Raw genomic sequence first — 12533 nt, 5'->3', positions numbered from 1 at the left:
AGCCGGCCAGGTCGAGGACCTCGGCGACCTCGCCGGGCGGCGGATCGGGGAAGAGGAGCAGCGGTTCCACGTCGGATGGTCCCTACACGCTCGGGAGGTAGCGCTCCAGCTCGAACGGCGTGACCTGGGTCTTGTAGGCCTGCCACTCCGAGCGCTTGTTCCGCAGGAACCACTCGAAGATGTGCTCGCCCAGGGCCTCGGCCACCAGCTCGGATCGCTCCATCTCGTCGAGCGCCTCGGCCAGCGACTGCGGCAGCTGCGAGATGCCCTCCGCGGCCAGCTCCTCGGTGGTGAGCTCGAACAGGTTGGTGGCGACCTCGGGCGGCAGCTCCATGCCCTCGTCGATGCCCCGGAGCCCGGCAGCGAGGATCACCGAGTAGGCGAGGTAGGGGTTGCAGGCCGGATCGGGCGCCCGGTACTCGATGCGGGTCGAGCTCTCCTTGCCGGCCTTGGTGACCGGCACCCGCACCAGGGCCGAGCGGTTGTTGCGGGCCCACGACACGTACACCGGCGCCTCGTAGCCGGGCACGAGCCGCTTGTAGGAGTTGACCAGCTGGTTGGTGACGGCCGTGATCTCCCGGGCGTGGTGCAGGAGCCCGCCGATGAAGCCCTTGGCCACCTTCGAGAGGCGGTACTCGTCGCCCGGCTCGTGGAAGGCGTTGACGTCGCCCTCGAACAGCGACAGGTGGGTGTGCATCCCCGAGCCCTGCACGCCGGGCATGGGCTTGGGCATGAACGTCGCGTAGACACCACGTTCGAGGGCGGCCTCCCGCACGACCAGCCGGAAGGTCATGACGTTGTCGGCCATGGTGAGGGCATCGGTGTAGCGCAGGTCGATCTCGTGCTGGCTCGGTGCGTCCTCGTGGAACGAGTACTCCACCGGGATGCCCATCGCCTCGAGGGTGTGGATCGTGCGCTTGCGCAGGTCGGAGGCGACGTCGGCGGTGGTGAGGTCGAAGTAGGAGCCGTGGTCGAGGGGCCGCAGCGGATGGGTGGGGTCGCCGTCGGCGAAGTAGAAGAACTCCATCTCGGGGGCCACGTAGAACGAGAAGCCCCGCTCCCTCGCCCGGTCGAGGTTGCGCTTGAGCACCTGGCGGGGGTCGCCCTCGAACGGTGAGCCGTCGAGGTGCGCGATGTCGCAGAACATCCGCGCCGCCGGCTCCTCGGGGTCGGCCCACGGCAGGAGCTCGAAGGTGTTGGGGTCGGGCCGGGCCAGCACGTCGCTCTCCTGCACCCGGCTGAAGCCGTTGATCGCCGAGCCGTCGAACGTCATGCCCTCCTCGAAGGCGTTCTCCAGCTCGGCCGGGGTGATGGCGAACGACTTGAGCTGACCGAGCACGTCGGTGAACCACAGCCGCACGAGGCGCACGCCGCGCTCCTCGATCGACCGCAGCACGTAGTCCTGCTGGCGCTCCACGGCAGGTAGTTTCGCGCTCTGCGACGACGCCACCAGCCGGCGGCGGCCGTGTTCATGCGCCGTTCACACTTGTGCAACGGCCGGGAAATCGCCGGTCGGCAGGCTGCTCGACGGTCTACCTACCCAAGGAGGACGAACGTGTTCCAGCGCTCCCCGGCCGAGGTGCTCGCCCTGGCCAAGGACGAAGGGGTCGAGATCATCGACCTCCGCTTCGCCGACCTGCCCGGTCTCATGCAGCACTTCTCGGTGCCCACAGGCCAGCTCACCGCGGACAGCTTCGAGGAGGGCTTCGGGTTCGACGGTTCGTCCATCCGTGGGTTCCAGGAGATCCAGGAGTCGGACATGATCCTCGTGCCCGACGCAAACACCGCGTACATCGACCCGTTCCGGCAGCACAAGACGCTGAACCTGCACTGCTTCGTGCGCGACCCGCTCACCGGCGAGCCCTACAGCCGTGACCCGCGGTACGTGGCCCAGAAGGCCGAGGCCTACCTGACCTCTACGGGCATCGCCGACACCGCGTTCTTCGGACCCGAGGCCGAGTTCTTCATCCTCGACGACGTCCGCTTCAGCCAGGACACCCGCTCGGCCTTCTACCAGGTCGACTCCATCGAGGGGAACTGGAACACCGCCCGCGACGAGGGCCCGAACCTCGGGTACAAGCCGCGGTACAAGGAGGGCTACTTCCCGGTCCCGCCCATGGACCACTTCCAGGATCTCCGCTCGGAGATGACCCTCACCCTGATGCGGCTGGGCATCCCGGTCGAGGTGCAGCACCACGAGGTCGCCACCGCCGGCCAGGCCGAGATCGACATCCGCTTCGACACCCTGCTGTCGATCGCCGACCAGCTCATGACCTTCAAGTACGTGATCAAGAACGTGGCCCTCGCCTACGGCAAGTCGGTGACGTTCATGCCCAAGCCCCTGTTCCAGGACAACGGCTCGGGCATGCACACCCACCAGTCGCTGTGGAAGGGCGGCGAGCCGCTGTTCTTCGCCGAGACCGGCTACGCCGGCCTGTCCGACCTGGCCCGGTGGTACATCGGCGGCCTGCTCACCCACGCCAAGTCGGTGCTCGCCTTCGCCGCGCCCACCACCAACTCCTACAAGCGCCTGGTCCCGGGCTACGAGGCCCCGGTGAACCTGGTCTACTCGCAGCGGAACCGCTCGGCCTCGGTGCGCATCCCGCTCTACTCGCAGTCGCCCAAGGCCAAGCGCCTCGAGTTCCGCTGCCCCGACCCCAGCTGCAACCCGTACCTGGCCTTCTCGGCCCAGCTGATGGCCGGTCTCGACGGGATCCAGAACCGCATCGAGCCGCCCGCCCCCGTCGACAAGGATCTCTACGACCTGCCGCCCGAGGAGCTGGCCAAGGTGCCGCAGGTGCCGGCGTCGCTCGACGAGGCCCTGCTGGCCCTCGAGGCCGACCAGGAGTACCTGAAGAAGGGCGGGGTGTTCACCGACGACCTGATCGAGACCCACATCCGCTACAAGCGCGAGAACGAGGTCGACGCGATCCGGCTGCGGCCGCACCCCTACGAGTTCGCCCTCTACTACGACATCTGAGCCAGTGGGCCGCTGACCTGGGGAGACCTGGGTCAGCGGCCCATTCGGCCCGTCTGTGGTCCGTCGGACCGCCGGCCGATCGGCCCGCGTGGCCGGTGCTTCCAGAGGCCTCGACGCGAGTTCGGATCGCTGGCCAGGGCGTCCTGAGATCCACGGAGAAGGTCACGCCGAGTCGTTCCTCGAACCCTGAGAGGCATTCGACCAACGCACTCAGGAACAGCTGGCGGGCCGGGAGAGGCGTGCGGCGCTCGCAAGGGATTGCTACTCGGGGTAGCCGAATCGGGCGCGATCCCCGAAGACCTGATGGAGGAGGCCCGGCTGCTGTGGCGGGGCCCCACCGCCGCACCCAAGCCCCCCGCCGCAGCGCCTGATCCTCGACGGCGGTGCCGTCATCGCCCTGTCCCGCAACGACCTTCGCGCCCGGTCAATAGCGTGGTCAAGGCCGTTGGCGAGGTGACCTCCGCCGACGAGAGCACTGGGCGCGCAGCGGGCGCGCTGCTCGGTGCCGCCCGTTCGGCTTCCACGGTCGACGCGCTGGTGGTGGCCTCCGCGATCGAGCTCGGCGGCGGCGTCGTGCTCACCGGCGATCCCGACGACCTCGAGCCGCTCGCCAGCGGCCATCCCGAGATCGTCATCAGGCCGCTGTAGCGGGTCACGGCTCGGCGGGCACTCGGGCAGCGTCGAGCCAGGCAGCGATCTCGTCCGGGTCGAACCGGAGCAGGTGGCCCCACCTCACGACCGGGACGCGTCGATCGTCGACCAGGCGCCGGACCTGTCGGTGGTTCCCGGCGAGGCGGTCGGCGTGGTCGGCAGGTCCGTCAATGGCCGGACTGATCGGGTGATCGGCAGTGGTGTGGGGTGAGACGGTGACCGGTGGCTGCGCAACGAGCGTTCGCAGGCGACGGGTGCGCTCATCGGCGAGGACACCGAGCAGACCCGTGGAAGCGATGCCGCCGCGTCCGCTCTCGGGTCAGAGCTGAGACGCACGCGATCTCGTGTCGACAGCGCTGGCGAGGCTCCCGGTCACCCGAACGGGGAGAGCGACGCGCAGGCATCCATGACTGGGGCCGGGACCGTCACGTGGGGCGTGAGGTTGGAGCGCCGGCCCGGATCTGAGCCGGCAACGACCTCGCGATCGGACGATCGGCGCCAGGTGCGAAGGACTCCCGAATCGTTGTCGCTGGTGAGGTGGTGTGCGCGGCGGTGCCGGCGGTGCCGATGGGGCTGACACGAAGGGGCCGTCGCGCTCGACGACCCGCACGTGTGGGCCACCGAGCTGTTCGGCGAGTTCGTCGCGCTCGGCTATCCGCTCGGTCGGGTCGTTCGCCCGACTCCCGGGTCCAGTTGTCTGAACGCCACCCGACGGTCCTCCCGCTCGATGCCGTCGATGCTCAGCCACCAGACCGGTCGCCCTGTACCGAAATAGTCGAACATACGTTCGATCTCGTGTGGTAGGCTGGCGGGCATGAAGGCGGACGTGGCGCCCGAGCGGGACGTGGGGGTGTTGGGGGCGCTGCGCCAGGCCATCGGGCGGTGCGCGGCCATGGATCCCGAGGGGGCCCCGGCCGGGGTGCGCCACGAGATGGCGGTGGCCCTGCTGGTGGAGCGGGCCCGGCTGGACGCGCTGGCGGCCCGGTGGGCGGCGGCGTGGGACGCCAGCGGGTCGTGGGCCGACGACGGGTCTCGCAGCTCGGGGGCCCGGCTGGGTCGGGAGGCCAACGTGGCCGGGCGCACGGCCAAGGCCCAGGTGCGCCGGGGCCGGCATCTGCGCGACCTGCCGTTGGTGGGCGCCGCGTTCGAGGCGGGGGAGATCGGCGCCGACCATGTGGACGTGTTCGTGCGGTTGCACACCCCTGAGCACGAGGAGGCCCTGGCCCGCGACGAGGCGGTGCTGGTGGGTCAGGCCCGGTCGCTGCGGTTCGCGCAGTTCGAGCAGGCGGTGGCCTACTGGCTGTTGCGGGTGGACGCCGACGGTGAGACCGAGCGGGCCCGACGCGAGCGCGACGGGCGCTTCGTGAGCCTGGTGCGCACGTTCGGGGGGAGCTTCGATCTGCGGGGCCGGCTGGACGCGGTGTGGGGCACCGCGGTGCAGGGCGAGCTCCAGCGTCTGGAGGACCTGCTGTACGACGACGACGTGGCCGAGGCCCGCGCCCGGTTGGGCTGCGACCACGTGGGGTCGGCCGAGCTGGCCCGCACCCCGGCCCAGCGGCGGGCCGATGCTCTGGTGCGCATGGCCGAGCGGTCCCGCGCCGCGCCGGCTGGTGGCCGCCGGCCGGAGCCGCTGATCACCGTGGTGGTCGGCTTGGAGGACTTCGCCGGCGGGTTGTGCCGGCTGGATGACGGCACGGTGCTCGGCCGGGGCCAGTGGCTGCCCCTGCTGGAGCGGGCCGACATCGAGTCGATCGTGTTCGACTCGGCCCGGCGGGCCCTGTCGGTGAGCGTCCGCGAGCGGTTCTTCACCGGGGCGCTGCGCCGGGTGATCCAGGTGCGCGACGGCCACTGCCGGCACCCTTCGGGCTGCGACGTGCCCGCCGGCCGCTGCCAGGTCGACCACATCGTGCCGTGGGAGGCCGGCGGGCCCACCACCCAGGCCAACGGTCGGCTGCTGTGCGGCCCCCACAACCGGGCCCGCACCGCACGCCCCAGATCGCGGCCCCCACCCCGAGCCGCCTGAACGGCGGAGCGGGCCGACGGCGTGACCCAGGCCGAGGTGCTGGTGAACCTGGGCCGCGAGGACCGGCTCGATGCGGACGGGCGGTGGCGCCGGTGCCGGCACGGCGTCGTATCGTGGCGCGCTGACGCCGTCCGCCATCGTCTGGAGCTCCCCGTGCTCATCCTGGCCATCCTCGCCTTCGGCATGCTCATCGGCTGGCTCGCCCAGCTGCTCCTCGGCATGGGCACGCGGCCGAACGCGCAGTCGCTGGTCGCCGGCCTGGTCGGCTCCTTCGTCGGCGGACTGCTCGTGAGCCTCATCGCCGGTGACGGCGTGAAGCTCCGGCCGAGCGGGCTGATCGGCTCGTTCGTCGGGGCGGTCGTCGTCCTGCTCGTGTGGAACCTGATCAGGCCTGCGGCACGCCGCTGATCTCCTCGTGCGCCGCGGCCCGGTCGGGCCGGAGGCCGGTGCGGGCGGCCAGCGCGGCCACGACCAGCGTGCCCAGCGCCACGATCGCGCCCACGGCCAGCGCCCAGCGGGCGCCGGCCTCCTCGCCGATCCAGCCGACCACCGGCCCGCCGATCGGCGTCGACCCGAGGAAGGCGATCGACTGCAGGGCCAGCACCCGACCCCGGAGCTGAGGTGCGGTGTTGGCCACCAGCAGACCGCTGGTGCAGGCCACGAAGGCGGCGCCACCGGCGCCCATGGGCACGCCCAGGGCCATGGCGACGGGCAGGGTCGGGGCGAGGGCCAGCAGGCCCAGGAACACCCCCAGCACGGCCAGTGAGCCCAGCATGAACCGCACCGTGGCGTCGGGGCGGGCCGCCGTCACGAACGACCCGACCAGGCTCCCGGCGCTGATGATGGCGAGCAGCGCCCCGAAGGCTCCTGCGCCGCCGCCGAACACCCGATCCACCAGCAGCGGCAGGGTGACCTGGTAGTTGAACGTGAACGTCGACACCACGAGCAGGGTGAGCATGGTGAGCCGCAGCACCGGGTGGCTCCGCACGTAGCGCAGCCCCGCCAGCACCTGGCCGCGCGCGTCACCGACGGGCGGCACCGGGTGCACGGCGGTCCGGTCGATGGCGGCGAGGGCGAGCAGGAGGGCCGCGAACGACACGCCGTTGGCCACGAAGCACCAGCCGGTGCCGACGACATCGATGAGGAGGCCGGCCAGGGCCGGGCCCGCGATCCGTGAACCTGTCATCACCGCGGTGTTCAGCGACATGGCGTTGGCCAGCTCGTCGTGCTCGACCAGGTCGCCGATGAACGACCGCCGCACCGGTGTGTCGACCGCGTTGATCAGCCCGAGAGCGGCAGCGAGCGCGTAGACGAGGCCGATCGTCACCCACCCGCCCAGCACCGCTGCCCCGAGCACGATGGCCTGCGCGGCGGCCAGCGACTGGGTGAGGTACAGCAGGCGGCGGCGGTCGACGCGATCGGCGATGGCACCGCCCCACGCCCCGAACAGCAGCATGGGCAGGAACTGCAGGGCCGTGACGATGCCGAGCGCCGTGCCGCTCCCGGTGAGGCCGAGCACGAGCCACGCCAGCGCCGTGGCCTGCAGCCACGTGCCGACGTTCGAGACCACCAGCCCGAGGAAGTACAGGCGCGCGTTGCGGTGGCGGAGCGAGCGGAACACGCGCGAGCGGCGCGGCCCGTCGGGCGCCGTGAGCCCCTCGTCGGTCACCCGCTCATCGTCCCACCGGGCCGGCCGCAGCGCCGCGGCCGGTGTGGGTCAGGAGCCGGTGGGCTGCAGGGAGCGGTCGTCGACCCAGGGACCGAGCCCGCTGATGCGGTCGATCTCCACCCGCACCACCACCGCGGTGGGAGACGTGCGGATGGCCAGCGGGTGCCGGTCGAGCCCGAGGTACTTCATCGCCATGGCGTCCATGACAGCCGGGTCGGGGCCGCCGTCGATGGTGGCCCGCCCGTGCACGACCAGATGGCGCTGGAACCCCCGCTCGTTGCGCTCGCTGTCCTCGATCGAGAGGATCACGCGCGGGTTCCTCGCCAGGTTCTGCGCCTTGCGGCTCGCCCCGTCGGTGCCGAACAGGATCTCGTCGCCTCGTACGAGCACCCACACCACCGACACCTGCGGCGAGCCGTCCGGGTTGCTGGTCCACACGTGCGCCACGGCATCGGAGCCGAGCAACGCCTGGGCCGGAGCAGGGATCGCGACCATCGACCACCCCCCTGGTGTCGAGTTGGACAACGCTACGCCCGCGGCCGGGCCGGCGCAACGGGCCGGTCAGCCGCGCGACCGGGCGCGCAGCGGCGGGAGGGCCACGGCGCAGTCGCCGCCAGCCGGCACGCCGTCGAAGCGCCCGGCCAGCCACGTGGTGGCGATCGGCCCCGAGATCCAGGCCGCCTTGGTGTGCCCCGTTTCGCCCATCCACACCTGGCTGAGCGCCACCCCGCGCTCGCACTGGCCGCGCACGTAGCCGAGCTGCACCGGCGGGAGCACCACCGGGTCCGACAGGCCCTGGGCGATCAGGATCGGCACGTCGGTGGGCAGCCCGTCCGGCGAGTTCTCCTCGGCCACCTCCCGCCACGCCGGCTCCCCCATCGGGTCCTCGCTGAAGAGACGGCCACCGAACACGTCGATCAGCTCGGCCTCGACGGCCCCGGCGTCGATGCACCGGTCGGCCAGCCCCCGCGCGCGGTCCCGGCCCTCCTCCGTGGTGACGGCATCGACGTCGAGGGCCGGGTACTGCTGCGGCCAGGCCTGCAGCACCTCCGAGCCGAGCACCCAGGCGATCGTGGTGTCCCACTGGGCCTCGACCAGCGGCACCAGCGCGGTGGCCGGCGCCGCCGCCGCCACGGCGACCAGCTCCTCGTCGGGCAGGTACCCGCTCGCCACCTCGGCCGCGGCGTACACCGCGTGGCCCCCCTGGGAGTGGCCCCAGAGCGCGTAGCGGTCGCCGGCGCCGGCCTCGGGCAGGCCGTCGAGCATGCGGACGGAGTTGAGCACGTCGTACGACTCGGCCGCGCTGATCAGGTAGGCCAGGTCACCGTCGGTGCCGAGGCCGGCGTAGTCGGTGGCGGTCACCACCCAGCCCTGCGACAGCATCCCCTCCAGCCAGGGCATGTCGGCGATGGGGTCGACCCGGAGCGACGGGGTGCAGCTGCGGCCCATGCCCACGGTGGGGTGGGCCCAGGCCACCACCGGCCGACCGCCGGGCGGGGTCGCGCCCTCGGGGGCGAACACCATGCCGGACGACACGCGAGGCTCCCCCGACGCACCCTCGGTCCGGTACAGCACCCGCCACGCCCGGGCCGCGGCCGGGCCGCCGGGCAGCGGAGCCGACCGCAGCAGCTCGCCCGGCGCGGCGTCCTCCCACCCGGACGGGGCGTCGTAGAAGGCCAGCACCTCGGGGTCGGTGACGGTGTCCACCGTGACCGCCCGGTCGATCACGATCGCCACCACGGCGACGACCACCGAGGCGACCACGGCGAGGGTGCCCAGCACGGCCGCCACGACCACCATCACCCGGTTCAGCCGTCGGTGGTCGCGCACCCCACCCCCCGTCAACGGCTGCGCCAGATCTGGGCGAGCTCGAAGTTGCCCGCGAACAGGGGCATGCCGGGCTCGCCGTCGGGGAGGGTCCACTCGGTGATGTCGTGCACGTTGGAGGCGGCGATGACGCCCCACACGTTGTGCCCGATCCACACGGCCGGCACCAGCTCGCCCAGTCGGCGGCCGAATGCCGCGTAGGCCTCCTGGCGGGTGGCCCGATCCGGGGAGGAGCGACCGGCGTCGAGGGCCGCGTCGACCTCCGGGTCGACGAGCTGGGTGAAGTTCACCCCGCCCGAGCGCCAGTAGGGATAGAGCGAGTCGGGGTCGAGGAACTCGAAGCTGCGCCAGCCGCTGGCCTGGAAGTCCTTGGCGACGACGGCGCTGATGAGGGTCTGCTGATCGACCGGCACGATCTCGGCGTCGGCTCCGACGTCCTTCCACTCGGCCTGCAGCAGCTGCGCGAACTGGAGGGTCTGGGGAGCAGCCGGCATGTTCAGGGTGAACGCCAGGTCGGTGCCGGTCTCGGCCTCGTACTCGGCGACGAGCCGGCGGGCCTCGTCGGGGTCGAAGGCCGGGTAGCCCGTCGGGGCGTACCACTCCGAGGTGGGCGCGATGGGCCCGTCGGCGTCGGCCCGCACGCCGCCGCCGGACACCGCGTTCACCGCCTCGCGATCGGTGGCGAGGGCCAGGGCCCGCCGCACTCGCACGTCGTCGAACGGCGGTGCGGCGGTGTTGAAGATCACGTTGATCGCCTCGTTGCCGCGGTACTCGGCGACGGTGTAGTCGGGGTCGTCGCCCAGGTCCTCCATGGCCGCCCCGTTGCCCGTGACCACCACGTCGACCGCCCCCGTGGTCACGGCGTTGTAGCGCGTCCCCTCGTCGGGCAGGGGACGGAACGTGATCTCGTCGAGGTAGGGGAGGCTTTCGCGCCAGTAGTCGGCGTTGCGGACCACCGTGAGCTGGCTGTCGCGCTGCCACGACTCGAACACGAAGGGCCCGGTGCCGACCGGGGCACGGGGACCGCCGTCGCGGTCCGCGAGCTGGGCCGGCGAGGCCATGTAGCCGAACTGGCCCAGGAGGGAGGCCGGGAACGGGTACCAGGACTCGCTCATGCGGATCTCGACCGTCATCGGGTCGATGGCCTCGACCGACTCGACCGGCCCGAAGATGAGCGCACCGGTCGTCGTGATGGACGCCATCGACAGGTCGAGGTTGGCCTTCACCACAGCGGCGTCGAGGGGGGTGCCGTCGTGGAAGGTGATCCCGGGGCGCACCCGGAGCGTCCACACGGTGGCATCGTCGTTGGGCTCGATCGACTCGAGCAGGTAGGGCTGGATGGAGCCGTCGGCGGCCACCGCCACCAGCGGCTCGAAGATGGTCTTGGCGACCGCCAGGCCCGAGATCGCCCACCGGTTCTGGGTGGGGTCGAAGCCGTCGGTCTCGGCCTCGAGCCCCACGACGAGGGTCCCACCGGCCTGGGGCTCGCCCACCGTCGTGGTGGTCACGTCGGCCGCCGGCCCCTCGTCGTCGTTCCCGCCGGTGCAGCCGGCGGCCAGGGCGGCGACCAGCGCGATCGCAGCCAGGGTGCACACCATCCTCGGCCTGGTGATGCGTCTCGCCGGCACCGACCCCTCCTCCGGTGCGCGGCCCCGGGCCGTCGGCCCGGGCCGCCTCAGGTGTTGAGCTCGATCAGCTCGCTGCCGGGGTGCGTGGCTTCTCCCTCGTCCTTCAGCAGCTTGCCGAGGAGCCCGGCCACCACCGACAGCGTGATGGTGAACACGAACGGGAAGAGCAGGAGGAGGACGACCATGACGATGCCACCGGCCACGAGACGATCCTAGCCCCCGGCGGGCGGCGGGCCGAACGGGTGGACGCCCCCGAACAGGTCGACGACCGCGCCGCTGGCGCCGTCGGCACCCAGCGTCAGCGCCCGGGCCACGTCCCGACCCGGCCAGTAGCCGCTGCCCACCACCGCCGGCGCACCCCCGAACGGGTGGAGGCCCCCGTAGGCGTCCAGCACGAACCCCGACACGCCGTCCGGGCGCAGCACCACGTCGCGGAGGAGGTCCTGGCCGGCCCAGTAGCCCGACCCCGGCGCGACCGGAGCCGCCCCGAAGGGGTGGATCCCGCCGAAGGCGTCGACGACGTAGCCGGAGGCGCCGTCGGGCCCCACCACGATCCGGCGGGCCACGTCCTGGTCGGGCCAGTAGCCGCTGCCCACCACCGCCGGCGCACCCCCGAACGGGTGGAGGCCCCCGTGGGCGTCCAGCACGAACCCCGACGCACCGTCCGGGCGCAGCGCCAGGTCGCGGGCCACGTCCTGGTCGGGCCAGTAGCCGCTGCCCACCACCGCCGGCGCACCCCCGAACGGGTGGAGGCCCCCGTGGGCGTCCAGCACGAACCCCGACGCACCGTCCGGGCGCAGCGCCAGCGAGCGGGCCAGGTAGCGGCCCGGCCACGTGGCCGAGGGCTCGACGGGGGTCGCGGCGCCGAAGGCGTGCAAGCCGCCCCAGGAGTCGAGGGCGTACCCGGAGGCCGAAGCCGGCCCCACCGCGGTGAGCTCGATGCGCTCGGTGCGCGGCTCGGCCGGCGCCGCACCGCACACCGGCACGATGCGGTAGCCGGCGGCCCGGACGCCATCGATGATCTGGGGCAACGCCGCCACCGTCTGGCTGCGATCACCACCGCCGTCGTGGATCAGGATGACCGCACCGGGGCGCAGGCCGGCGAGCGCGCGCTGGGCGATGGTCGCGGCGCCCGGCCGGCGGTAGTCCTGCGGATCGACGCTCCACAGGGCGGTCGTGAGGCCCCGGTCGGCGAGCCGCTGCACCACCGACGCGTTCGACGCCCCGTAGGGAGGCCGCACACAGGTGACGGGCCGCCCTGTCAACGAGGCCAGCAGGTCGTTCGCCCGGTCGACCTGCCCGTCGAAGTCGCGCGTGCGGGTGAGGTCGGCGTGGTCCCACGTGTGCCCGCCGATGGCGTGGCCGCCGGCGGCGACCCGCCGGACCAGGTCGGGGTGCGCGGCGGCGCTCCGCCCGACCATGAAGAAGGTCGCGGTCACGCCGCGGGACGCCAGCACGTCGAGCGCCTGCGGCGTCCAGGTGGGGTCGGGCCCGTCGTCGAACGTGAGCGCCACCACCCGCCCGTCGGCCGGCGCTCCGGGGAACTGCTCGACGGTGAAGGCCGACGCGGCCCACGCGGCCGGGGCCACCGTGAGCACGCCGCCCAGGGCGAGCCCGGCCGCGACCAGCGCCGCACCGATCCGCTGTGTCGTCGACATCCGACGCGCCCTCACACCCACATCATCCCCCTTCCTGCTCCCGCCCGCCGGGGCCGGGCCCACCTCCGGGGCGTCGGACCCCGGCAGGGCGTCGACG

General features: G+C 72.7%; 10 protein-coding genes and 1 pseudogene. 4 read left to right on the top strand and 7 right to left on the bottom strand.

What is annotated here, in order from left to right:
- Nucleotides 1-82: 82 nt before the first annotated feature.
- Nucleotides 83-1417 carry a type I glutamate--ammonia ligase gene (gene glnA, locus IPM45_10980; protein ID MBK9180068.1) on the bottom strand — a complete coding sequence of 445 codons (1335 nt, stop codon included), beginning with the start codon at nt 1415-1417 and terminating at the stop codon, nt 83-85.
- A 54-nt stretch (nt 1418-1471) separates the two neighbouring features.
- On the opposite strand from glnA (IPM45_10980), the gene glnA (IPM45_10975) reads away from it, so the two are divergent.
- The 4 genes from glnA (IPM45_10975) (at nt 1472) to IPM45_10960 (ending at nt 6062) form a co-directional block, all read left to right on the top strand.
- A complete protein-coding gene (glnA, locus tag IPM45_10975; protein MBK9180067.1) occupies nt 1472-2980 on the top strand; it encodes a type I glutamate--ammonia ligase in 1509 nt (502 codons plus the stop codon).
- 432 nt (nt 2981-3412) lie between these two features.
- Complete coding sequence (locus IPM45_10970; protein ID MBK9180066.1) at nt 3413-3628, top strand: hypothetical protein; 216 nt, start codon at nt 3413-3415, stop codon at nt 3626-3628.
- Between the two features lie 817 nt (nt 3629-4445).
- The gene (locus IPM45_10965) at nt 4446-5654 is read left to right on the top strand and encodes a DUF222 domain-containing protein (protein MBK9180065.1); all 1209 of its coding nucleotides are present in this window, start codon (nt 4446-4448) and stop codon (nt 5652-5654) included.
- Nucleotides 5655-5807: 153 nt separating this feature from the next.
- Complete coding sequence (locus IPM45_10960; protein ID MBK9180064.1) at nt 5808-6062, top strand: GlsB/YeaQ/YmgE family stress response membrane protein; 255 nt, start codon at nt 5808-5810, stop codon at nt 6060-6062.
- Here the strand turns inward: IPM45_10960 and IPM45_10955 are convergent.
- The 6 genes and pseudogenes from IPM45_10955 to IPM45_10930 all read right to left on the bottom strand — a co-directional run bounded on the left by IPM45_10955 (nt 6040) and on the right by IPM45_10930 (nt 12436).
- On the bottom strand, nt 6040-7323 hold the full coding sequence (locus IPM45_10955; protein MBK9180063.1) for an MFS transporter: 1284 nt from the start codon (nt 7321-7323) through the stop codon (nt 6040-6042). The two genes, IPM45_10960 and IPM45_10955, sit on opposite strands and share 23 nt — an antisense overlap.
- 48 nt (nt 7324-7371) lie before the next feature.
- On the bottom strand, nt 7372-7818 hold the full coding sequence (locus tag IPM45_10950) for a TIGR03618 family F420-dependent PPOX class oxidoreductase (GenBank protein ID MBK9180062.1): 447 nt from the start codon (nt 7816-7818) through the stop codon (nt 7372-7374).
- 66 nt (nt 7819-7884) lie between these two features.
- Entirely contained in the window at nt 7885-9153 is a 1269-nt protein-coding gene (locus IPM45_10945) for a hypothetical protein (GenBank protein ID MBK9180061.1), read from the bottom strand.
- A gap of 11 nt (nt 9154-9164) precedes the next feature.
- Nucleotides 9165-10778, bottom strand: a complete 1614-nt coding sequence (locus IPM45_10940; protein MBK9180060.1) for a hypothetical protein — start codon at nt 10776-10778, stop codon at nt 9165-9167.
- Nucleotides 10779-10825: 47 nt separating this feature from the next.
- Nucleotides 10826-10981, bottom strand: coding sequence for a hypothetical protein (locus IPM45_10935; protein MBK9180059.1), 156 nt, complete (start codon nt 10979-10981; stop codon nt 10826-10828).
- Nucleotides 10982-11752: 771 nt separating this feature from the next.
- Nucleotides 11753-12436, bottom strand: a pseudogene (locus IPM45_10930) (polysaccharide deacetylase family protein).
- Between the last annotated feature and the right edge of the window lie 97 nt (nt 12437-12533).

Source organism: Acidimicrobiales bacterium (assembly GCA_016716005.1).
GTDB lineage: Bacteria > Actinomycetota > Acidimicrobiia > Acidimicrobiales > JADJXE01 > JADJXE01.
Note: the sequence above shows the minus strand (reverse complement) of the source record. Positions and strands in the feature narration are given on the sequence as shown.